The sequence below is a fragment of the Alteromonas sp. 38 genome, from assembly GCF_902506055.1.
Lineage (GTDB): Bacteria > Pseudomonadota > Gammaproteobacteria > Enterobacterales > Alteromonadaceae > Alteromonas > Alteromonas lipotrueae.
On the sequence record NZ_LR733300.1, the window covers coordinates 427,313 to 449,956 of the forward strand.

Here is a 22,644-nt window from a genome sequence, read left to right on the forward strand (position 1 = left end):
GGTATAAAAAGTAATAGCTAATTTTTAATATATTGAGTTTTTGTGCCCCAATTACGTTTAACAGGGGGTGGTTAATTTAAAGCAACTATGCATACCTGTGAGGTAACGTGAAGCCGTCATTATCTATTCGTTCGTATACCCGCACTATGTGCATGCATGCTCATGACTATTACCAGTTAGTGTTACCACTTAACGGACATATCGATATAACGCTTGATCATTTTAGTGGCAGTGTAGGAGTAGGAGAGGGTATTTGTATCGCGCCTGGGTTCATTCATGGCTTTACTGCCGATGAGCTGGCGAAATTCATTGTAGCGGACTTGCAATCGGTGCCGGGCAATATTGCTGGCGGCATTTTATTTGCAGAAGGCTCTTTACCCGCTAAAGGCTCCTTATCCGCTAAAGGCGCTCCCATTTTTCGAATAAGCACACCCATGCAGGCGTTTTTAGCGTACGTTGAAGTGCAATTAACACATCACATAACTTATGATGAAAATGATGCCATGCTAGGTTTGTTCTCGGCACTTTTAGCTCAACAGCAACGCGGTGTTGCCACCGATAAACGTATTGCTCCAGTGCTTTCTTGCATTCACCAAGATGTCGCCTATCCACACACTATCACGTCGCTTGCTAACATTGCCTGTGTGGGCGCAACACAATTTAAAAAGCGCTTTATAGCCGCTACTGGGGTGGGGCTAAGGGAATACCTTATTAATGTGCGCATGGAGAAAGCGCGGGCCTTACTAAGCAACACAGATATGCCTATTATTGCGGTGGCTGCAAGCGTGGGGTATGACGATGTGTCTGCGTTTACCCGTCGGTTTAAACAGCATCTGGGCATGCCGCCCTCACACTTTAAACGTCGATAGCCAAGAAGGTAACTATGATCAGTCCCTTTTATTAGCTAAGTATTTATTCGAGTAGTATTTGCCCGCAAAATATTTGAAAGCGTAGTATTCATTAACGCAGCAAAGTTTAACTGAAAATCAGGCTTTTAAATCAACCACACCGCCTTTTCTGCACAGATAGAATATACAATTACGGTTATGCTTAGGCTTCTTAACTTTTAACAATAGGCAAGTAATGGCAACGTTTATAGGGCTTGTGGCCATCATTTCGTGGGGCGTATTAGCTGTATTGGGTGTTTACGCATCGTCAGTGCCGCCTTTCCAGTTACTTTTCATCTGCTTTTCAGTTTCTGCTTTATTGCTTTTTATAAAGCGACTAATCAAGCGAGAATCTTTATACAAATTGCCTAAATTAACACTTACCCAATGGATAGTGGCTACCTGTGGTCTATTTGGATTTCACTTTTGTTATTTCCTTGCCCTTCGCTACGCACCGCCCATCGAAGCAAGCCTTATTGCCTACCTTTGGCCACTGCTGCTCGGTATTGCTGTGGCTAATGCGCATCAACGGGCGTTTGCCGTGATAGGGGGGGCACTAGGGTTTGTTGGTTGCGGAATTTTAGTCACAGGGGGTGAAAGCATTCACTTTAACAGCGAATATACACTAGGCTATGGGCTGGCATTTATTTGCGCCTTAATTTGGTCGGGTTATTCGTGGTTTATGGCTGGCACTAAAAGCGATGTTGAAGACATTGGCTGGATATCGATTGCAGTAGCAATATTGGCGCTGGGTTCCCATTTAACCCTTGAGTCAGGCCATTGGGACCTTTCATTTACCGTCTGGGTAAGTGCCATATTATTAGGTTTGGGGCCTGTAGGCGGCGCGTTTTACCTATGGGATATTGGGCTTAAATTTGGTAATCGCCAGTTGTTAGCAAGCCTAAGCTTTGCCACACCAGTCATTTCCAGTATTGCACTATTTCTATTTGGAATAAGTACACTGTCTGGCGCAATTACAATGGCAATTGCACTTATTATGCTGGGCGCGGTAATTAGCAATGCTGTACCTGCGCTAATTATAAAACGTCGACATCGGCGAGTGGCAAGCGCGCAGTAGCGTAGTTTTTTGATTCGTTATTTCGATGGCTTTTTAGCGACGCGTTCATCGATGAAACGCTCATAATCGCTGCCCTTGCTGCACTCAAGCGTACCGCCCGTAATACCACTTAAAATAGTAAGGGTTTTATTTGTTGTACCAGAGCAGTTTACTTTTTTCACTGGTCTTGCATCAAAGCTTTTATCCTCTTCGCCTTTTCTGGTATCAACAAGGTCAGGGCTTTGTATTTTTTGTCTATGGGCTTTGGCAGCTCGCAAACCTTCTTCAGCTACCACTTCCTGCTCTCGTTGATTGAAAAATTGGGCGGCACCTGCCCGAGGAGATAAATTTAAGCTACCAGCTTTTTGGTTCCTAACTGCGGCATCATTGTTGGTCGCATTGCTATCAATAGTCATCTTTTCTGGTAATTGAGTTTCTTGTACTGGATTTTCCTCCACTGAAGGACTCGATGTGCGTGGGGTTGCAATCGGCTTGTCTATTCTGGAAGTGTCTTTTGCAGAAGCGTCATTTTCAGGGGGGGGAGTAACGTCTACCTTCGGCTCAGCTTCTACCTGGTCAGCTGGGCTGATAACAGGCTGCTTTACGCTAACGGGCGGGAAATACAAGGTTGCACTAATGGGAGCAGGTTTTTGTACAGGTGTTACGCCGCTTTCAAATGTTGTGGAGAAAATGACTATTGCTAACCCAATCAGGTGTAAAAGGGTTGAGATAAGTAAGCCTTTTGCGAGTTTTCTCTTATTGCTTGCACGAAAAAACTGCGCACGTTCAGGCGCATAGTTGAGCTCTATGGAAGGGGTGATATTTGTCATACCTATTAACTGACCTGCTTCGTGACTAATTAGTTCCATCCTAATTTCATCGCTAATTTCAGTTATTTTACCTCACCACGCTCCAAAAATGGGCATTGATGGCGCAATGCACCAATATTGTGCGTTAAATGTAAATAAAATGCACATCATTTTAGTTAACTTATTGTTTTTGTTTGCTAAATATTTGTGGCACATCTCTTGGTTTACTTCCCTGTACAAGACACGAAATGTGCAAAACAACCATTAAAAAACTGGAGCAACTCATGAAACTAGTCACAGCTATCATCAAGCCGTTCAAGCTAGATGATGTTCGTGAAGCCATTTCAGAAATCGGAATTGACGGTCTAACCGTTACCGAAGTGAAAGGTTTCGGACGTCAAAAAGGACACACTGAACTTTACCGCGGAGCGGAATATCAAGTGGATTTCTTACCTAAAGTCAAACTGGAAATTGCAGTTCAGGACGATCAGGTAGATCGCTTGGTAGAAGCCATCGTTGGCGCAGCCAAGACGGGCAAGATTGGTGACGGTAAGGTATTTGTTTACGACCTTGAACAAGCCGTACGTATTCGAACTGGCGAGTCAGACACAGACGCGTTGTAAGCCAAAACGATTAATTTGCGGAGAAAAGCATAATGGAAATTACATTTGAACTCGGGTATGCACTTGATACCTTTTACTTCTTAATCTGCGGTGCACTAGTTATGTGGATGGCGGCAGGTTTCGCCATGCTAGAAGCTGGTTTAGTACGCGCTAAAAACACGACAGAAATTCTAACTAAAAATATCGCGTTATTTGCCATTGCTAGCACCATGTATATGATTTGCGGCTACGGCATCATGTATGGCGGCGGCGAGTGGAGCCCGTTCCTAGGTGGAATTATGGGTGACGGCGCAACAGGTGTTGCTGAAGATGCAGCAACGTATGCACCTTCTGCTGACTTCTTTTTCCAAGTAGTATTCGTTGCAACGGCAATGTCTATTGTTTCGGGTGCAGTGGCTGAGCGTATGAAGCTTTGGGCTTTCTTAGCATTCGCTGTTGTAATGACTGGTTTCATCTATCCGATGGAAGGTGCTTGGACGTGGGGCGGTGAAGCTGTATTTGGCATGTACACCCTTGGTGACCTTGGTTTCTCTGACTTTGCAGGTTCTGGTATTGTTCATATGGCAGGTGCTGCTGCAGCGCTAGCTGGTGTCCTGGTACTCGGTGCTCGTAAAGGCAAATATACTGCTGATGGTAAAGTTAACGCTATTCCAGGTGCTAACCTTCCACTTGCTACGCTAGGTACATTCATTTTATGGATGGGGTGGTTTGGCTTTAACGGTGGTTCAGTACTTGCTACTGCTACAGTTGAAAGTGCAAACGCGGTTGCGATTGTATTTATGAATACTAACGCCGCAGCAGCTGGTGGTTGTATTGCAGCGCTTATCTTAGCACGCATTATGTTCGGCAAAGCTGACCTAACTATGGCCCTTAACGGTGCACTAGCTGGTTTGGTAGCAATTACCGCTGAGCCTTCAACGCCTACTCCGCTTCAAGCAACCTTATTCGGTGGCCTTGGTGGTATCTTAGTAGTACTAAGCATTGTAGCGTTAGATAAACTTAAAATTGATGATCCAGTAGGTGCGATCTCTGTTCACGGTGTGGTTGGTTTACTTGGTCTTATCCTTGTTCCATTCACTAACGACGGTTCAAGCATTGTGGGTCAGTTAATTGGTGCTGCTACCATCTTTGTTTGGGTGTTTGTAGTAAGCCTAGTTGTTTGGTTAGCGATTAAAGCCGTTATTGGTGTTCGTGTAACTGAAGAAGAAGAATTCGACGGTGTTGATATGAGTGAATGTGGTCTGGAAGCTTATCCTGACTTCACCAACGGCCGTACGTAAGGAAGTCTGAACAGGCAAAATTACTTATAATAACGATAATGCCTGTATCACCAATCTTAAGCCCCGCATCTGCGGGGCTTTTTTCGTTTTTCATAAAGTTAAAAATAACGCTAAACTATTGATAATTTACTTAGTTAGCAATAATGCTACATTAGGTTTGTTCTCTTATTAGGAAAGTAAATCATGCTGTTGCGATGTTTGTTACTACTGTGTGTCAGTCAAATGGCTTATGGGTACGATAGGGTTACCGGCGCGCCGTTTGCGAGTCGTTCAGAAGTTATTGCTCAACATGGTATGGCTGCGACAAGCCAGCCTCTTGCTACCCAAGTGGCTCTTGATATTCTTAAACGCGGTGGAAGTGCCGTAGATGCCGCCATTGCTGCTAACGCTATGCTGGGGCTTGTTGAGCCCACAGGAGCGGGGGTAGGTGGCGATCTATTCGCAATGGTGTGGGATGCAAAGGAAAACAAGCTAGTTGGGTTAAATGCATCGGGCCGCTCTCCAAAGCTGCTGACCAAACAAGTGTTTAACGATAGAGGTTTAGCGCAAATACCTAAATTTGGCCCACTGCCAGTGTCTGTGCCTGGGGCAGTAGATGGCTGGTTTATGCTACATGAAAAGTTTGGCAAGTTACCTATGACGGCTTTGCTCACGCCGGCCATTGAATATGCTAAAAATGGTTTTCCTGTTTCTGAATTGGTTGCTTATTACTTAGCAATGAACAACGAAAGAATAGGTCATTACGATGGGTTTGCAGAAACGTTTCTTATTAATGGGAAAGTCCCCAAAAAAGGGGATGTTTTTAAGAATCCTGGCCTCGCGGTAACCTACGAAAAAATGGCAACCGGCGGGCGAGATGCTTTTTATAAGGGTGACATTGCGCAAAATATTGACGCCTATATGAAATCGCAAGGTGGATACCTTTCTTATGCTGATTTAGCGTCGCATACGTCAGAATGGGTAGAGCCGGTATCAGCAAATTATCGCGGCTACGATGTATGGGAGCTTCCCCCTAATGGGCAGGGTATTGCGGCATTACAAATACTCAATATATTAGAGCGCTATGACATCGAAGGCATGGGCTTTAATTCTGCCGAGTATATTCATACCTTTGTGGAAGCGAAAAAGTTAGCATTTGAAGATCGCGCAAAGTTTTATGCTGATCCCGCATTTAACGACATTCCAGTTGAGTGGTTAATTTCCAAAGATTACGCCACTGAACGTCAGCAGCTTATTAACGGCGATAAAGCCGCAGAACGTGTAGACGCAGGTATTTACGATGGTGATACAGTTTATTTAACGGTGGCCGATAAAGACGGTAACATGGTATCGCTAATTCAAAGTAACTATCGCGGTATGGGATCAGGGATGACACCCCCAGGGCTTGGTTTTGTGCTGCAAAATCGCGGGGAGATGTTTACCTTAGAAGAAGGTCATTTCAACGAGCTTAAGCCTGAAAAACGCCCATTTCACACCATTATCCCTGCATTTGTTACTCGTAATGGTGCGCCGTTTTTAAGCTTTGGTGTAATGGGCGGAGGTACTCAACCTCAAATGCATGCGCAAATTATTGTGAACATGCTCGATTTTGGTATGAATTTGCAAGAAGCGGGTGATGCTCCGCGTATTTTGCACAGCGGCTCTAGTTCGCCAACAGGCAAGTTAATGCTTGATGGCGGTTATATCAGTCTTGAATCAGGATTTGATGAGACAGTACAGCGAGAGTTAATGGAGCGAGGTCACACATTGCGTCGCGTTGTTGGTGCTTTTGGGGGCTATCAGGCAATTATGTGGGATGATAAGCGCAACGTTTACTTTGGGGCTTCTGAAAGCCGAAAAGATGGACAAGCTGCGGGTTATTAATACACACTCGTATCATTGTTCGCCATGGTTAAATAACAATAAGAGTGCCCATGACACAACCACAAAAAGGGATTTGCGCAGAACCTAATTTACATGCGCAATATTTACTGCTTAACGTTATTGATGACGATAGTGAGGCGGTAAGGGCGAAGCTTGCCCGCGTGTTAGATATATTCGAACACTTTGAGTCTGAGCATTACGAAGCTATGGTGACCGGTGTTGTGGCTATTGGAACTGGCTATTGGACTGAAGTGTACCCAGGCTTAATTCCAGTAGAACTGATGCCTTTCCCTGATATGCAATGTGAAGATAGAAGTGCGCCTACAATGCCCTGTGATTTGTTTATTCAAATTAGGGCTGACCGTTTAGATATTTGCCATGCTATTGGCATTGAGGTCATGGATTTACTTCGATTACACGTAGAAATGGTAGAACAAATTCGTGGTTTTCGTTACCTTGATGGTCGCGATCTTACCGGGTACTTGTATGCAGCAGACAACCCTCGTGGAATGAAACGCAGAGAGGTTGCCATCATAAATGAAAACGATCCTGATTTTATCGGTGGAAGTTATCTACACGTACAGCGCTACAAACATGACTTGCGCCGTTGGCACAGCCTCTCATCACGGCAGCAAGAACAAGTGATGGGAACCACTCAGCAGCATAACTTAGTGAGTGCAGAACAATCTGAATCTTCTCATAGTGTTCGCGCCAACATAATTACCACTGAAAGTGGTAAAGCAGGGCTGATTAAACAAGGTATGCCGTATGGCGATATGGTGTCGCAAGGTTTACTGTTCGTGAGTTGCTCGGCCAGTGCTAGGCCCTTTAAAGCCATGCTACATAGTCAAATATACGGCAATGGTGATGGAGATTATGACCGCTGGTTAGATTTCACCAACGCGGAAACTGGCGCTGCCTTTTTTGCGCCATCCGTTACTTTTATTCGCGAGCAGGCGAAAAAGATAGAATCTGAATAACGTCGGTGAGGCTATACTGAATAGTTAAGGCGCCATCCCAGTCATCTGGCAGCAGCATGTTTTGATATATAAGACACCCATCGATGTGATGCTTCGCGTAACGCCATCCCAACGTCAATCGCTTTATCTTGTGAGGTTAACATCAGGGTGATCAAATACCACCACCATGGCATAACCAAGCTCAATGTGGCCTGAACCGGTTTTAGTAATATGGTCAATAAACTGTTGGCGGACGAACTTTTGAACGGCTTGAGATAACTTAACGCTTCATTATCAATGTGTTGATTGTGCGGGTCGTCAGAGGGGTAAGATTTTGACTTGGCGTTAAGTCGTTGCCGATAGGCAAGTCTGTGCTGACGACACCTCACCAGCACAGCGGTAACGACAACACGGTAGGCAAAAAACTAAACACTTAGTAGTAACCAATCCGTTGTCGACAAAATTACCTATACATTGATGTTATTTGAGCGTTGCAAACACCTTGTCAGCCGCTTCTAATGTTTTAGCAATGATGTCTTTATCATGCGCTTTCGATACAAATCCAGCTTCGTATGAGGCCGGTGCCAGGTAAACACCTTGCTCCAGCATGCCGTGATAAAACTTATTAAACTGCTCTGTATTGCAGTTAATAGCCTGCTGATAATTAGTCACGCGCTCAATGTCTGTAAAGAATATTCCAAACATACTACCGGCAACATTAGTACTTAGTTTAATACCATGCTTATTGGCAAGTGCTTGCATACCATCAGCAAGTGCTTGAGTATTTTCAAAGATGCCTTCGTAAAGGCCTTCTTCTTGAATCTGCTGCATGGCCGCTAAACCTGCTGCCATCGCCACTGGGTTACCAGAAAGCGTACCGGCTTGGTAAACGGGACCTGTAGGAGCAATATGGGTTAGGATATCTCTTCTACCACCAAAACAGCCTACTGGCATTCCGCCGCCAATCACCTTTCCTAAGCAAGTTAGGTCTGGTTTTATGCCATAACGCTCTTGAGCGCCGCCCCGCGATACCCGAAAACCTGTCATCACTTCGTCAAAAATCAGAAGGCTTCCGTATTCATCACACACATCGCGAAGACCTTCTAAAAAGCCCTCGACAGGGGGAATGCAGTTCATATTGCCAGCAACTGGCTCAACAATTATACAGGCAATGTCGTTTCCGTGAGCGTTAAACACCTCTTTTACACTATCGATATTGTTATATTCGACGGTAAGCGTGTGCTCAGCCACGTTAGCGGGTACCCCTGGAGAGCTCGGCACGCCCATGGTCAATGCCCCTGACCCCGCTTTTACTAGCAACGAGTCGGCGTGTCCGTGGTAACAGCCTTCAAATTTAACGATTTTATTGCGACCCGTGTAGCCGCGAGATAAACGAATAGCGGACATGGTGGCTTCAGTGCCTGAATTTACCATGCGTACCATTTCCATTGACGGCACCAATTTACTTACCGTTTCAGCCATAATGATTTCAGCTTCGGTAGGTGCACCGAATGAAAGACCGAATTCAGAGGCATCGATGACTGCTTGACGAATTTGTGGATTATTATGACCCAATACCATGGGGCCCCACGATTGCACGTAATCGATATACTGTTTACCATCGGCGTCCCACATGTAAGGGCCATCAGCTTTGGTAATAAAACGAGGTGTTCCGCCAACGGCTTTAAAAGCGCGAACGGGTGAATTAACACCGCCAGGAATGGTTTTTTGGGCGCGGGTAAAAAGGACTTCAGATTTTTGCATGTAATTCATTGCTCTTGTTGCTGAACCATACCACTTCACGTTCATATTTAGTCAATAACTCTTCAACGCCTAACGTAAGCGCAAATAACGCCATGCGTACGAGAACGCCGTTGTCGGTTTGTCTGAATATGGCAAGGTTTGGATTTAAATTTAGGTCGTTATCTAGCTCGTTAGCCTCTATACGAGAATCTCGAGGAAGTGGATGCATAATGACAGTTTTGGACTGAAAATGGCGAGTATAAATAGAGTGGTTTAAACGGAACTTCCCACGGTATTTATTGGCTTCTTCTTGAGAAGGAAAACGCTCTTCCTGAATACGGGTTTGATAACAAATGTCGGCATCTAAACTGCCTTCAAATGTTTCAGTAATGTTGAGCTGATGCCCCGCGTTTTCAATGGCATCGATAATCGGTTGTGGCATGGCTAACTCTTTAGGCGATATTAGCGTGAAGCGCACATTTTTGAATAAGCATAAAAGGCGAGACAACGAGTGTACGGTTCTACCGTAACGAAGGTCGCCAATCATTGCGATATGCAAACCATCAATACCATGGCCATGGTATTCCAATTCACGTTTAATGGTAAATAAATCGAGTAAGGCTTGAGTGGGGTGTTCATTAGCACCGTCACCACCGTTAATCACTGGAACACGACTGCCTTCTGCAAACTCGGCTACCGATCCCGCAGCAGGGTGACGCATGGCAATAATATCTGAGTAACCGCTAAGTACACGGGCGGTATCATAAAGTGATTCGCCTTTCGCTAAGGCTGAACTGGCCATGCCGGTGGTTTCACGCACTTCACCACCTAAAAGGTTAAACGCGGTGCCGAAACTGACGCGAGTCCGGGTGCTAGGTTCGAAAAATAAATTACCAAGGATGGCGCCTTCAAGCACAGTAGTGCGCTTTTGGCGTTTCGCATAAGGCTGCATAGAATCTGCAACTGAGAATACCTTCTCAATAGCCTCGCGATCGAATTGATTAACCGAAAGAATGTGGTTACCGGTAAAGTCAGACATGTATCACTCAATCATCAACGAAAACGGCTGTAGTGTATAACAAACGAGGAAATAAGTAATCCTTCGTCGCCGTCGCGATGGTGAGTTATTCGTCTTTATTTGTACAATAAGTGTTAAATAGCAGTAAGGTTTTCTCGACAGCAATTTCTACGTGAGCGCTAATTGCTTTATCAAGCATTGCCTCTTGAACACCGCACAGCAATTTGTTGTGAAAGTCACTTTGTAACAACGAGCAAAAGTCTATGGCCAACTGCACACTGTTAGCTTTCGTTAGCGCACCTTTGCCATAAAAGAAAAACACCTCAGAGAAGGCTTCTATCGATGCTCCAGGTCCAGCATCATAAAATAGTTTTGCCACATGAGGGGTGCTTTGTGCTTCGCCAATGACCAACCTGAAAACAGCAACCGCCTCAGGATCTTGTATTAACCTGATGAACTGCGTACCTACCTGCTTTAAATAATGGTTTAGCGGAAGGTTAGCACTAGTGCCTTGCATCAATTGGTTGGTGTCTAGTTGATAAGATTGGCATTTCTTCGTAATAGCGGCCTTAAACAAGGCATCTTTATTGTCGAAATGAGAGTAAACCGTTTGTTTTGATACCCCCGATGCTTTAGCAATATTATCCATTGAGGTATTGGCGAAACCATTATCGATAAATAAACACGACGCAGAATGAAGAATAAGATTATGTTTTTCTTCGCTTTTGGGGCGGCCTTGTCGTTTGTTTTTTTGTTCAGGCAATGGAATCTCACTTAAAATTTAATATCAAACTAGACGGTCTAGTATTTATAATCTAGCATAGTAAAATTAGTATACCAAATATGTCTAGGCGTATGAGCCTGCAGAAGCAAGGAAATTGAAATGACAACCGAGTCTACTGAACAAGGAAAAGGGGCATCGGCAGCATTGTATGCTGCTATCGCTATCTTCGTTGTTGGATTAACGCTTCTGCTGTTTGCTGCCGGGCTTAATGGCGCGACACAAAAATTTGCCGAGCATCCACCAACTGCGGTTTCAACTACGCGAGTCACGCTACAAAGCGGCTTTGAAATGCCGGTAAAAATTTATGGATTGATCGAATCTCCCAAAGCGGCTGATGTGTCTTTTGATACCAGTGGCCAAGTCATAGCTATTTTCGCAGACGAGGGAGATACAGTTCAAAAAGGAGATGTACTCGCCAAGCTAGACAGTGACAGATTGTCTGCCCGCCTTGTTGAATTAAACGCGACGTTAGAACGTACCCGTGCAGATTTAACGTTGGCAGAGCTCAGTGAAAAACGGGTGACTGTGCTGGTAGAGAAAAAACTAGAATCGTCGCAACGTTTAGATGAAGTCAACGCTAATACGGCTGCAGCTAGTGCACAGGTTAAAGAGATTGAAGCAAGCATTGAAAGTCTAGATGTAGAACGAACTAAGACAAAATTGCTCGCGCCTTTTTCAGGCACAATCAGTGCGCGTTACTTTGATGAAGGTAGTGTTGTTGCGGCAGGTGCAGCGTTGCTCAGTCTTACCAGCGATGCTCCCTTACAAGCTCGCTTTGCGGTGCCTGCGGATATGGTCTCATTATTTCGTGTAGGTGAAGAGGTAGCCCTTAATGTTGATGCGTTAAATATTGAAGCAACGGTGAGCCAGCTTTCCCCTGTACGCAACAGACAAACCCGTACTGTTGATATCCTGGTTAATTTATCGAGTAATGCTGGCTTAAGACCGGGCGATCTTGCCACCTTGGTGGGGCAGCGTCACGGCGATAGCAACGGCAGTTGGATACCTGCAAGTGCGCTTAGCAATGGTTTACGAGGGCTATGGCGAGTATTCGTGGTGACAGAACAAGAGACGCTTACCCTTGAAAGCAGAACCGTTGAAGTTATTTATACTGACGGTGAGCGTGCCTTTGTACGCGGCGCATTAAGTGAAGGCGACCGCTTAGTATTAAGTGGTACGCATAAGCTGTCGCCAGGGCAAGCGGTTAAATTGAGCGAGGGTGATTTGAATAGCGCTGATGGAGCAACGCGATGAACCCTATGCTATTTGATACCGATAAAAAATACCCATGGTATACCTTATTCTACCGACGGCCTCACTTACTCGTTTTAAGCTTAGTGATATTACTTGTCGCAGGCATGTCTGCGCTAGGTAACTTACCGCGCTTAGAAGACCCTAGAATTGATACCCGAAATGCCCTTGTGATTACGTCGTACCCGGGGGCTTCGGCAGAAAGGGTGGAAGCCCTAGTCAGTGATGTATTAGAAGACAAGCTACGAGAAATCTTTGAAATAAAAGAAGTCAAATCTACCTCAAGAGCTGGTATTTCAGTCATTAATATTGAAACGCAGGATTGGATTGATGGCAGCAGTAACGAACAGTTATTCAGTGAAATACGAGACGCTATAGGCGAAGCATCAGTAGGTTTCCCAGAAGGCGCGGGTTCGCCTATTTTTGATGAAAAGCGAGGGGCCACTGCATTTACATTATTATTAGCATTAAAAGCGTCTCACCCTGATACCACATCACTTACCCTTACGGGTCGGTTAGCGGAAGAGCTTACCGATAGACTTCGTAATGTACATGGTACCGAGTTAGTGCGTATTTATGGCGCACCCGAAGAAGAAATTAGCGTAAGTATCTCCCCTGATAAACTCGCGGCAACCGGCCTAAACCTCGGGCAAGTAAGCAGTATTATTAGTCATGCCGATCCTAAACTTCCTGCGGGAGTGCTGGACACTGAAAGCACAAATTTACGCTTCACTGTGGCGAAAGGGTTAGACGGGGTGGCAATGGTTTCTGCTATCCCGCTGGTGAATCAAGATGGTCGTTACTTACGGGTAGAAGACATTGCGACGGTATCCCGTGGGTATGTGACGCCACGTTCTGACATCGGTGTGCTTGACGGAGAAGAAGTTATCTTCGTTGCTGCCCGTATGCAAACCTCGCTACGTGCAGATGTATGGACTCACGATGCGCTAAGCGTCGTTGATAGCTTTAATCAGGAATTTAAAGGCACGGTAACAGCTGATATCGCTTTTGAGCAAAATAAATATACCAGCAATCGCTTAGCCGAACTGTCGGGCAATCTATTAATGGGTTGTGCGGTAGTCATGTTAGTTATATTGCTCTTCATGGGGTTTAAAGCATCGTGGATAGTGGGGTTGGCGCTTCCGTTGTGTGCGTCTTTTGCGTTGTTCTCTCTTAACTTTTATAACGAACAAATTCACCAAATGTCCATCTTCGGCATGATCATCGCTATTGGACTGTTAATCGATAACGCCATTGTTATTACCGATGAAATTCGGATTAACTTACAAGACCCATCCGCCACTCGGGTTGGCGCGATGGCCAAAAGTGTTTCTCACCTTTTTGCGCCTTTGCTGGCCTCTACACTTACCACCATATTGGGCTTCATGCCTATTTTCCTGCTAAACGGCAATATTGGTGATTTTGTTGGGCCTATTGCTATAAGCGTGGTGATGGCATTGATCGGCTCGTTGTTCATATCGTTGACAGTAATAGCGGCATTGGCCGCTCGCTTTCTCCCTAAAGGTGAACAAGCTGAAAATATGGCGAATAAACATTGGTGGCAAGTGGGGTTACAAGCCCCTAAATTAAGCCAAGCGTTTCGCGAACACTTAGCCGGGTGGATTGCTCGGCCCCTTTTAGTCTTGCCCCTAGTTCTTGTGTTTTGTATCTCTGGTTTTGTACTCTCAGGCACGTTGGCTAACGTATTTTTCCCCAGCGCCGATAGAGATCAGTTCGAAGTTTATATGTGGACAAAAGAGGGCAGTAGCATAGGCAACACACTCGCTTACACCCACAAAGTCGACAGTGTTATTCGCGAAAGCGAAGGGGTGAAGCAGGTAACATGGTTGGTAGGAGGTTCTGCCCCTTCAGTGTATTACAACCAAATCATGACGCGCGATAATTTACCCAACTTTTCTAATGCAGTAGTTACGACAAATACGGTAGAAGAGGCGGCCACACTAATTAGTCGTTTGCAACATCATCTTGATGATACCTTCCCTGAAGTTCAAATTGTGGTGCGCGCATTTGGACAAGGTCCGCCTATTGCTGCGCCGGTAGAAGTAGAAATATTTGGGCCCGATTTAGACATATTGAATGAATTAGGTCAGCAAGTTCGATTTTTAATGTCAGATGTCCCTGGTATTTCCCAATCAACAGCCAGTATCACCATGGGTGAACCAGAACTTAATGTTGATGCCTCAAGCGATACATTATCTTACCTTGGCCTGAGCCTTTCCGACTTAGCTAGTCAGATGCAAATTAACTTCTCAGGGCTTGCTGGTGGTTCGGTTTTGGAAAGCACAGAAGAAATTCCTGTGCGGGTTAGATTGTCAAATAGCTTCCGACAAGATGTGGCGGGTATTAATTCCATGCCCATTCCGGTGGCTGCGGACAGTTCGGTAAATAGCGCTATAAACTGGTCGTCGTTAGGTGCAGTGGCTTCGTTAACACTAGCACCGTCTATCAGCAGCATTACTCGGCAAGATGGAGAACGGGTCAATCGTATTCAGGCTTACCTTTTGCCGAATGTCCCCGCTGTTGATGCCAGTAATACGCTAAGGCAGAAGCTAAATGAAAACTTAGCGTTGCCAGAAGGGTATCGTATTCATATTGCAGGTGACGCAGATGAACAGCAGCGAGCAATGGGGCAGCTAGGGACTTACGCGCCGGTGCTCCTTGTACTCATGCTAACTACTTTAATTCTAACCTTTACCAGTTTGCGTATGGCTGGTGTGATTGTATTGGTAGCGATACTGTCAGTAGGGCTCGGTATGTTTAGTTTATGGTTGTCAGGCTTACCGATAGGCTTTAACCCCTTGTTAGGATCGGCAGGGTTAATCGGGGTTGCGATAAATGGCTCCATCGTGGTTATTGCGGCGATAAATGCAAACGCGCAGGCTAAACACGGGAATATCGCTGCTATCGTGCAAGAAACCATGGGCTGTAGTCGACACATTCTTTCCACAACCTTTACCACGGTTGGTGGATTAATCCCGTTGTTGCTCTTCAGTGAAGGGAGCTTTTGGCCGCCTCTTGCTGTCGTGCTGGCCGGTGGCGTAGGCTTTTCTGTCATATTGTCGTTAGTGTTCACCCCCACACTGGTGGCAGCATTTCAGCGCTACCGCTATCGACATCTGGCCTAACAACACGAGGTATAAACAGGTAAACTGTATTTATTATTAATCTGTTTGCCTGTTTATGCGTAAAAGTCAGAACAAACGAAATGCGCCAACACGCCATTTTAGCTGGTGGAAAACAGACTGTGCCGTCTGCCAGCGTATTCGACTTTATGTGCTGTGGGCCTTAATTATGTTGGTTGTGTACCTGTATGTCTGGCAATAACCCTGAACCTATTCTTATTCGAGCCGCGTCAAAAAGTAACGGTATAACCAGTATTGTTATTGGTTGCGCAGGGTTGGTGTTTGCTGCGCTTTGGTTTGTATTGCTCCCTGATTGGCTTTTCCTTGCAGGTATTCTTATCACCAGCGCCGCATTAGTTACCTTGCTGGTGGGCTACTTCAAAATTAGAGAGCCTGAATTCAGCCTAGAAATGACCACAGAGGTAATTACCTATCGCCACCGTTTAGGCAGCTGGCGGATACATTGGGAAAACTTACAGCGGGCAGACTGCCCCAGAGTACGACAAGGATTAGAGCATGTAGGGCTTGAAACCGTGGGTTTTAAATTAAAAGACTATACCGAGTTTCTAACCAGTATATCGCCACGTTTAGCCACTCATTTGCTTATGGAGCAGCGGCCTTTGTTGCTGCATAACACCAATGAAGGGTGTGCAACGGGAAGTTGCTACGAAGAGTCTATGTTCGATGACAATCATTTTACGTTAAACAATGGCACGGTACTCACTGGGGTAAAAGCCATGTTGGCAAACCGTATGGCAGAGCTTCGCAAGCGCCTAGGTTATGACGTGTTTATTGCCACCTCTGACATAGATAGAACTCCAGAAGAATTTGCTGCGCTTATTTCTCAATGCCAAGCCGCTCGCAGAACCAATAACGCCTAATAACTTGGGTTAGGCTAACCTGCGCGCGTCTGCCCTTCTGAACAGACTCGCTCAATTTCATCAAGTAATAATGGCAGATTCTCAGCGACTAGAAAATGTTGCCCTAACTTAAGGGCGCTTTCGAGCTCATCTGCCAAACTTTGCAGTCGCGGGGCTCCTATGTAGCAACATGCCCCATGCAGCTTATGAATTTCGAGTTTAAGCTCTGCGTAGTCTCTTTTATTCCACAGCGCTTTTAAATTCGTCAGCATGTCCGGCGCCATGGTAATAAAGTCTTCAAGTAATTCCTTTGCTGCTTCACGGTTTTGGTGTGCACGCTTTAACGCAAGCTGCCAGTCTAATGAAGGTAATAAAATGTGCCCTGGCTCTGTGACATGACACCAAGAGCGAATAAGATCTACCAGTGAACCTATCTCAATGGGTTTGGGCAAATAGTCGTCCATGCCGGAAGCCAATAACCTCTCTTGTTCTTCTTTAAAGGCATGGGCGGTTACCGCAATAATAGGTGTGCCCATATTCAGCGTGGTCTTTCTGATCGCTCGCGACGCCTGAAGACCATCCATAATAGGCATTTGAACATCCATTAATATCAAGTCGAACTCTTGGGTTTGGCACTGATTTAAGGCGTCTTCTCCACTTGTTGTGGTCACTAATGATATGGGGGAGTTATCAAGCCAGGTATGCAGCAGCTTGAGGTTCATATCCATATCATCCACGGCTAAAATTCTTGCCCGTGGAAGGGAGTTCAACTTATCTTGAAGTGGATTTCGAGGCATCGCTTTTTTATTGTTCACTAAGCCATCGAGTTTACTTAGTGTCATCGGCATGCGTATTTGAGTATGAAAGTGTTGAGATAAACTCGGGTATTGGGTAAAAGGCTCTGGGCCGGAATACCAAAGTACACGTTTAGTGGCATTAAACTGTACAAAGCGGCTTAAAAACTCATCCCGTTTGTCCATTTTCGATACCGGCACTGTCGCCATAAAGAAATCAGTGGAAGATGATTGTAGTGACAACCTAGAAAGATAATCGATGGACTCGACAGCGGTAACGTTAGCGCCAAGTTGCTTCAACATAGAGGCACTGGCGCGGCGCGTAGCGGGAATGGGGTCGAATATAACCACATGCTTTCCGTGCCACTCGGTATCAGTGCTCAATGCATATTTCTGGCTTAGGTGGTTAGTTCTAAGGGTAACCACAAAAGTGGAGCCTTGCCTTGGTGTACTTTTAAGGGTTAAATCGCCTCGCATTAATCGAACTAGCTCACGACTAATAACCAAGCCTAACCCAGTGCCTTGATAGTTTCGGTTTATCGAGTCATCTACCTGAGAAAACGCATTAAAGAGCTTCTTTCTGTCCTGTCGGTTTATGCCTATACCCGTATCTTCAACGGTGATCTCAATTTCATGAATTCCGTGCAAAAGGGGGCGGCCTCTTACTGCAAGAGTAATAGTACCGGAAGGCGTGAATTTTAAGGCGTTGCTAAGCAAGTTATTCAAGATTTGCTTTATTCTGAATACATCACCTATTAACTTTTCTGGCAAGGGCGCTAGATCGAAAACAAATTCCAACTTTTTAGAATGGGAGGACTTCGCCATAATCGTCACCATTTCTTCCAATAACGTATTGGGAGAAAATGGCTGGTTGTTGATTTGCAGCTTACCGGCTTCAATTTTGGAGAAGTCTAAGACATCGTTCACTATGGTCAGCAAGTTGTCAGCGGCGGTATTAATAATTCGCACTTGTTCTTGTTGATCAGATGGCAGAGAAGCGTGGGTAAGTTCTCGGCTAAACCCAAGAATACCATTCAGTGGCGTACGTATTTCATGGCTCATATTAGCAAGAAATTGCGATTTCACATTACTGGCTTTAATTGCATCTTTACGGGCAATATCTAAGCGTGCATTTTGCTCTTCAATGAGCTCCATATTATTACGTAAATCGTCGGTGGCTTGCTCAACCTCATGCTCAAGTTGGCTTCTACTTTTCTCCATTAGCGCGAATGAAAAGAGCCCAGATTCTAAAAATACACCCACTTGGAAACAGTAAGTGGTGAAGTCGTTTGAGGGGAGTACGCCTATTAAACTTAGCATGCCAATAATGGCACCTGATGCCAGCATACCCCATGCAAATATAAAGTATCGGGCAGGTTGGAAGCGGTTAATGAAGGCTTCAATACCCGCAAATATATAACTACAAATTGCGATAAGACCTACACCATAAACCAAGTTGTTCTTCCAGATTGAAGGAAGCAAACCGAGAAAACAAACTACCCCAATAACCATTTGTACAGCCAATAACAGCACAATGACAGGATGTGCAGCCTTGGCGTTCTTTTTGGTTTCTAGGAAGCTCACGGTAAACAAACCGGATGAGATACCTATGATCACAAATATCAGTTCGGTGTGACCAACAAGCCAAAAGGGTATCCCCCCTGAAAACAGCAAGTGAATATGGCCGCCCCAAATAAATTGCCAAAGAATAACGGCGCATATATAGCCTACATAGGCAATAAGGCTACGCTCGTGAACCCCGAAATACAGCACAAGGTTATAGACGGCCAGTATCAGCAAACCACCGTAAAACAAACCCCACATCAGGCTGTCCATTTGGAACGAACTGCTATGAACAGGCTCTGGTTGCACTCTTAATGGCGTGATAAGGCTTGATGATTGGCTTTCAACACGTATAAATAAATCAACCCGCTCAGCGTTGGCCAGCCTTACCCGTAATGTGGGGATACGAAAAATTTGTTCTTTTTGAGATTTACCCTGATGGCTTTGCTGCAATACTTCTCCGTTTTTAACCAAATAGAAATCGACTTTGTCGAGTTGGCTAAAATTGATGGAAAATACCCAGTTCTCTTGGTTTGACACGTTGGAAAATGACGTTAGTAACCACATTCCTTTGTCTCTAAAACCAAAGTTAGGGTTACTATAGGGATGCATTCGAAAGTCGCTGCGACGTCTACTTACATCGTTTATTGTGAGTGGCAGATTGGTTTCGTATAAATAGTACAGGGAATCAGAGAGGTCTAAAGAAGCATCTTCATCGAAAAGTTGCTCAATGTGCTGAGCGTGACTTGATTGAGGGGCGGTAAGCCAAAATAGTACGCACAGCAGTGTAAAAATTCGAAACAAATACATCCTGAATAGCTTCTTAATCTTCTTCTATTGTTATTAAACCACTCTGACGGACAATTGTACAAAAGATTGAAACATTAACGTCCATCGTCCTAGTCAGTTAACCTAATAGTGATTATTGCACTAGCCCTTAGTTTCCCCCACAATAGAAACATTGAAGGCTTAATAAAAAGTCCTATTTTGTGGTTAGACACTTCCACATAAACACGCCGTTCGTTAACGCTGCTACCTGTTTAAATAAACTAAATGCTTGGCATTAACGCTGTATTGTGAAAATAACAAAACGAAAAAATTATCATGAGCGACGAGATTATTATTAACCGCGACGGTGTAGAACAACTGCCTTTAAGGCGCTTTACCGAAGACGCTTACTTAAACTATTCCATGTACGTCATCATGGACCGAGCCCTACCTCATATTGCCGACGGCCTAAAACCTGTACAACGACGCATTATATACGCGATGTCTGACTTAGGACTGAGCGCCAATGCTAAGTATAAAAAGTCGGCTAGAACGGTAGGGGATGTATTAGGTAAGTTTCATCCTCATGGAGATTCCGCGTGTTATGAAGCCATGGTATTGATGGCGCAGCCCTTTTCTTACCGCTACCCGTTAGTCGATGGGCAAGGAAACTGGGGCGCACCGGACGACCCTAAATCTTTTGCTGCCATGCGATATACCGAGGCTAAACTTTCTCGTTTTGCAGAAGTATTACTGGATGAGTTAGGTCAAGGCACCGTCGATTGGACCCCCAATTTCGATGGCACATTAGAAGAGCCTTGTGTGCTACCCGCTCGTTTGCCGCATATCTTGCTTAATGGCGTTACCGGTATTGCTGTTGGTATGGCAACAGATATTCCTCCACATAATGTGCGTGAATTGGCTTATGCCTGTGCCATGTTGCTCGACAACAGTAAAGCAGAGCTTAGCGATGTGCTAGAGCACGTTAATGGGCCAGATTATCCTACCGAAGCTGAAGTTATTACGCCTAGAGCTGATATTCGTAAACTTTACGAAACCGGCCGCGGCTCTATTAAAATGCGTGCGGTGTTCCACGAAGAAAATGGTGATATTGTTGTTACTGCGCTGCCTCACCAGGCATCAGGTGGTAAAATTCTAGAACAAATCGCTGGGCAGATGCAGGCTAAGAAGCTGCCAATGGTTAGCGATTTACGCGACGAGTCAGACCACGAAAACCCTACCCGCTTAATTATTACGCCGCGTTCAAACCGTATCGATACTGCCCAGTTAATGCAGCATTTGTTTGCGACTACCGATTTAGAAAAGAACTATCGCGTAAACCTAAACATGATTGGTTTGGATGGTCGTCCTAAAGTTAAAGATCTTCGTACTATCTTGTCTGAATGGTTGGTTTACCGAAAAGAGACAGTGACCCGTCGGCTTCAGTACCGATTAGACAAAGTGCTGGCCCGTTTACATATTTTAGAAGGCTTGCTCATTGCCTTTTTGAATATCGATGAAGTTATCGAAATTATTCGTGCTTATGAAAAACCCAAGCAAGAATTAATCTCGCGGTTCTCGCTTAGCGATAAGCAAGCAGAGGCAATACTAGAGTTAAAGCTTCGTCATTTAGCCAAGCTTGAAGAAATGAAAATTAAGGGCGAGCAAGACGAGCTGGCAGCAGAGCGTGATAAATTGCAAACCTTGCTAGGCTCAGATCGCCGCTTAAAAACGCTTATCAAGAAAGAAATTCTCGCCGATGCTGAAAAGTATGGTGATGATAGACGTTCACCTATTGTTGAGCGCGGAGAGGCGAAAGCATTATCAGAAAAAGAACTCGTGCCAGCTGAATCTGTCACCGTCGTGTTATCAGAAAAAGGGTGGGCACGTTGCGCTAAAGGTCATGACATTGATGCTGAAGGATTAAGTTACAAAGCGGGCGATGGCTACCTATCCAGTGCAGAAGGAAAAAGTAATCAGCCTGCGGTGTTCATGGATACCTCGGGACGTACTTTCTCCTGTGATGCTCATGGTTTGCCATCGGCGCGGAGTCAGGGGGAACCGCTGACAGGGCGTTTTGCATTGGTAGGTGGTGAGTCGTTTGAACACGTTATTATGGCATCAGACGAGGCTAAATTTTTAGTTGGCTCGGATGCAGGCTACGGTTTTGTAGGTACATTCAAAGACATGGTGAGCAAAAATAAGGCGGGGAAAGCATATCTTTCTTTGCCAACAGCCGCCAAGGTAATGAAGCCTAAACCTGTCACTAACCCTGAGTCAGATTGGTGTTTAACCATTTCGAACGAAGGGCGTATGTTGCTGTTCCCGCTTAAAGACTTGCCAAGCCTCGGTAAAGGGAAAGGGAATAAGCTAATTAATATTCCTGGTGCCAAAGCGCAATCCCGCGAAGAGTTTGTGACCGTATTGGCAGTAGTGCCTGATGGCGCTTCATTAAAAGTTACCGCGGGTAAACGTAATATGACGTTGTCTGCCTCAGATTTAGAACACTATTATGGAGAGCGAGGGCGAAGAGGAAACAAATTACCTCGAGGTTTACAGCGGGTTGATAGTGTTGAAGTGGTAAAAAGTCAAAGCGCTTCGAGTGACGTTAGTTCAGACACCCAAGATAATGATATTTCCTAAACATTGGTTGTCGTTGGGTGTGACTGAACTACACTATTATTAATCGTATAAGGGGACCGTATGTTAGGGATTGTATTTACTTCGCTGATAGACATGCTAGAAGAGAAAGTATCGCCTGAATTTGCCGACGAAGTGATTGTCGAAGCCGAGTTAACAAACGACGGAGCTTATACTGCGGTCGGCTATTATCCTTTTGAAGAAATGCAGAAAATCTTATCTATCCTTACCGCGAAAACCGGTAAGTCGGTTAATGAACTGCTGTACGATTTTGGGGTTTACCTTTTTGGTAAGTTGGCGCAAGTACATGGCAATGTACTTGCGGACACGAAAGACATTTTGCAGTTGCTAGAGCACCTTGATGGTGACATTCATGTTCAAGTGCGCAAGCTCTATCCAGATGCTGATTTGCCTAGGTTTACTGTTATATCTAGAACCGATAGTAGTATGCGCTTGCGCTACTTCTCGGAACGAGAATTGTATCCCCTTGCTGAAGGGTTGATGGATGCAGCAGCAGTGCACTTCGATTGCACGCTAGAACGTGAAACTCATCAAATGTCATTCCCTCATACTTACGAATTTAGTATTCAGGTTGTGTAGCC

General features: G+C 45.0%; 17 protein-coding genes. 11 read left to right on the forward strand and 6 right to left on the reverse strand.

All coding sequences use genetic code 11. The annotated features are described in order from the left end of the window. Nucleotides 1–107: 107 nt before the first annotated feature. A complete protein-coding gene (locus FLAVO9R_RS01785) occupies nucleotides 108–869 on the forward strand; it encodes an AraC family transcriptional regulator (protein WP_159528249.1) in 762 nt (253 codons plus the stop codon). A gap of 214 nt (nucleotides 870–1,083) precedes the next feature. Then, on the forward strand, nucleotides 1,084–1,965 hold the full coding sequence (locus tag FLAVO9R_RS01790) for a DMT family transporter (RefSeq protein WP_159528251.1): 882 nt from the start codon (nucleotides 1,084–1,086) through the stop codon (nucleotides 1,963–1,965). A 17-nt stretch (nucleotides 1,966–1,982) separates the two neighbouring features. Here FLAVO9R_RS01790 and FLAVO9R_RS01795 read toward each other — a convergent pair whose 3' ends face one another. After that, complete coding sequence (locus FLAVO9R_RS01795) at nucleotides 1,983–2,813, reverse strand: hypothetical protein (protein ID WP_159528253.1); 831 nt, start codon at nucleotides 2,811–2,813, stop codon at nucleotides 1,983–1,985. Between the two features lie 224 nt (nucleotides 2,814–3,037). Between FLAVO9R_RS01795 and glnK the strand changes: the two genes are divergently transcribed. From glnK to FLAVO9R_RS01815, 4 genes are all read left to right on the forward strand, one after another. Then, nucleotides 3,038–3,376, forward strand: a complete 339-nt coding sequence (gene glnK, locus FLAVO9R_RS01800; RefSeq protein ID WP_013785695.1) for a P-II family nitrogen regulator — start codon at nucleotides 3,038–3,040, stop codon at nucleotides 3,374–3,376. Nucleotides 3,377–3,408: 32 nt separating this feature from the next. After that, nucleotides 3,409–4,656: an ammonium transporter gene (locus FLAVO9R_RS01805; RefSeq protein WP_013785694.1), complete on the forward strand. Its 1,248-nt coding sequence runs from the start codon at nucleotides 3,409–3,411 to the stop codon at nucleotides 4,654–4,656. A 183-nt stretch (nucleotides 4,657–4,839) separates the two neighbouring features. Beyond that, a complete protein-coding gene (gene ggt, locus FLAVO9R_RS01810; protein WP_159528255.1) occupies nucleotides 4,840–6,519 on the forward strand; it encodes a gamma-glutamyltransferase in 1,680 nt (559 codons plus the stop codon). 50 nt (nucleotides 6,520–6,569) lie between these two features. Next, nucleotides 6,570–7,499, forward strand: a complete 930-nt coding sequence (locus FLAVO9R_RS01815; RefSeq protein ID WP_159528257.1) for a Dyp-type peroxidase — start codon at nucleotides 6,570–6,572, stop codon at nucleotides 7,497–7,499. Between the two features lie 41 nt (nucleotides 7,500–7,540). Here the strand turns inward: FLAVO9R_RS01815 and FLAVO9R_RS01820 are convergent, their stop codons facing one another. The 4 genes from FLAVO9R_RS01820 to FLAVO9R_RS01835 form a co-directional block, all read right to left on the reverse strand. Then, nucleotides 7,541–7,867, reverse strand: coding sequence for a hypothetical protein (locus FLAVO9R_RS01820; protein WP_159528259.1), 327 nt, complete (start codon nucleotides 7,865–7,867; stop codon nucleotides 7,541–7,543). Nucleotides 7,868–7,958: 91 nt separating this feature from the next. After that, complete coding sequence (hemL, locus tag FLAVO9R_RS01825) at nucleotides 7,959–9,242, reverse strand: glutamate-1-semialdehyde 2,1-aminomutase (RefSeq protein ID WP_159528261.1); 1,284 nt, start codon at nucleotides 9,240–9,242, stop codon at nucleotides 7,959–7,961. Continuing rightward, a complete protein-coding gene (locus tag FLAVO9R_RS01830) occupies nucleotides 9,229–10,260 on the reverse strand; it encodes an aspartate carbamoyltransferase (RefSeq protein ID WP_013785689.1) in 1,032 nt (343 codons plus the stop codon). Before FLAVO9R_RS01830 ends, hemL begins: the two co-directional genes overlap by 14 nt. Nucleotides 10,261–10,345: 85 nt before the next feature. Beyond that, a complete protein-coding gene (locus FLAVO9R_RS01835; protein WP_159528263.1) occupies nucleotides 10,346–11,002 on the reverse strand; it encodes a TetR/AcrR family transcriptional regulator in 657 nt (218 codons plus the stop codon). A gap of 120 nt (nucleotides 11,003–11,122) precedes the next feature. Between FLAVO9R_RS01835 and FLAVO9R_RS01840 the strand changes: the two genes are divergently transcribed. The 3 genes from FLAVO9R_RS01840 (at nucleotide 11,123) to FLAVO9R_RS01850 (ending at nucleotide 16,298) form a co-directional block, all read left to right on the forward strand. After that, nucleotides 11,123–12,277 (forward strand): efflux RND transporter periplasmic adaptor subunit, encoded by a 1,155-nt coding sequence (locus tag FLAVO9R_RS01840; protein ID WP_159528265.1) that lies wholly within the window; start codon nucleotides 11,123–11,125, stop codon nucleotides 12,275–12,277. Continuing rightward, nucleotides 12,274–15,420 carry an efflux RND transporter permease subunit gene (locus FLAVO9R_RS01845; protein ID WP_159528267.1) on the forward strand — a complete coding sequence of 1,049 codons (3,147 nt, stop codon included), beginning with the start codon at nucleotides 12,274–12,276 and terminating at the stop codon, nucleotides 15,418–15,420. Before FLAVO9R_RS01840 ends, FLAVO9R_RS01845 begins: the two co-directional genes overlap by 4 nt. A 185-nt stretch (nucleotides 15,421–15,605) precedes the next feature. Beyond that, nucleotides 15,606–16,298, forward strand: coding sequence for a DUF2982 domain-containing protein (locus tag FLAVO9R_RS01850; protein WP_159528269.1), 693 nt, complete (start codon nucleotides 15,606–15,608; stop codon nucleotides 16,296–16,298). Between the two features lie 14 nt (nucleotides 16,299–16,312). Here the strand turns inward: FLAVO9R_RS01850 and FLAVO9R_RS01855 are convergent, their stop codons facing one another. Next, entirely contained in the window at nucleotides 16,313–19,444 is a 3,132-nt protein-coding gene (locus FLAVO9R_RS01855) for a hybrid sensor histidine kinase/response regulator (RefSeq protein ID WP_159528271.1), read from the reverse strand. 294 nt (nucleotides 19,445–19,738) lie between these two features. On the opposite strand from FLAVO9R_RS01855, the gene parC reads away from it, so the two are divergent. Both parC and FLAVO9R_RS01865 read left to right on the forward strand, forming a co-directional pair. After that, the gene (parC, locus tag FLAVO9R_RS01860) at nucleotides 19,739–22,045 is read left to right on the forward strand and encodes a DNA topoisomerase IV subunit A (protein ID WP_159528273.1); all 2,307 of its coding nucleotides are present in this window, start codon (nucleotides 19,739–19,741) and stop codon (nucleotides 22,043–22,045) included. Between the two features lie 60 nt (nucleotides 22,046–22,105). Continuing rightward, on the forward strand, nucleotides 22,106–22,642 hold the full coding sequence (locus FLAVO9R_RS01865) for a heme NO-binding domain-containing protein (protein WP_159528275.1): 537 nt from the start codon (nucleotides 22,106–22,108) through the stop codon (nucleotides 22,640–22,642). Nucleotides 22,643–22,644: the final 2 nt, after the last annotated feature.

Excerpts from the sequence above, each read along its gene's own strand:
- FLAVO9R_RS01790 (WP_159528251.1), top strand. The coding sequence starts at position 1,084 with ATGGCAACGTTTATAGGGCTTGTGGCCATCATTTCGTGGGGCGTATTA.
- FLAVO9R_RS01795 (WP_159528253.1), bottom strand. The coding sequence starts at position 2,813 with ATGGAACTAATTAGTCACGAAGCAGGTCAGTTAATAGGTATGACAAAT.
- glnK (WP_013785695.1), top strand. The coding sequence starts at position 3,038 with ATGAAACTAGTCACAGCTATCATCAAGCCGTTCAAGCTAGATGATGTT.
- FLAVO9R_RS01805 (WP_013785694.1), top strand. The coding sequence starts at position 3,409 with ATGGAAATTACATTTGAACTCGGGTATGCACTTGATACCTTTTACTTC.
- ggt (WP_159528255.1), top strand. The coding sequence starts at position 4,840 with ATGCTGTTGCGATGTTTGTTACTACTGTGTGTCAGTCAAATGGCTTAT.
- FLAVO9R_RS01815 (WP_159528257.1), top strand. The coding sequence starts at position 6,570 with ATGACACAACCACAAAAAGGGATTTGCGCAGAACCTAATTTACATGCG.
- hemL (WP_159528261.1), bottom strand. The coding sequence starts at position 9,242 with ATGCAAAAATCTGAAGTCCTTTTTACCCGCGCCCAAAAAACCATTCCT.
- FLAVO9R_RS01830 (WP_013785689.1), bottom strand. The coding sequence starts at position 10,260 with ATGTCTGACTTTACCGGTAACCACATTCTTTCGGTTAATCAATTCGAT.
- FLAVO9R_RS01840 (WP_159528265.1), top strand. The coding sequence starts at position 11,123 with ATGACAACCGAGTCTACTGAACAAGGAAAAGGGGCATCGGCAGCATTG.
- FLAVO9R_RS01845 (WP_159528267.1), top strand. The coding sequence starts at position 12,274 with ATGAACCCTATGCTATTTGATACCGATAAAAAATACCCATGGTATACC.
- FLAVO9R_RS01850 (WP_159528269.1), top strand. The coding sequence starts at position 15,606 with ATGTCTGGCAATAACCCTGAACCTATTCTTATTCGAGCCGCGTCAAAA.
- FLAVO9R_RS01855 (WP_159528271.1), bottom strand. The coding sequence starts at position 19,444 with ATGTATTTGTTTCGAATTTTTACACTGCTGTGCGTACTATTTTGGCTT.
- parC (WP_159528273.1), top strand. The coding sequence starts at position 19,739 with ATGAGCGACGAGATTATTATTAACCGCGACGGTGTAGAACAACTGCCT.
- FLAVO9R_RS01865 (WP_159528275.1), top strand. The coding sequence starts at position 22,106 with ATGTTAGGGATTGTATTTACTTCGCTGATAGACATGCTAGAAGAGAAA.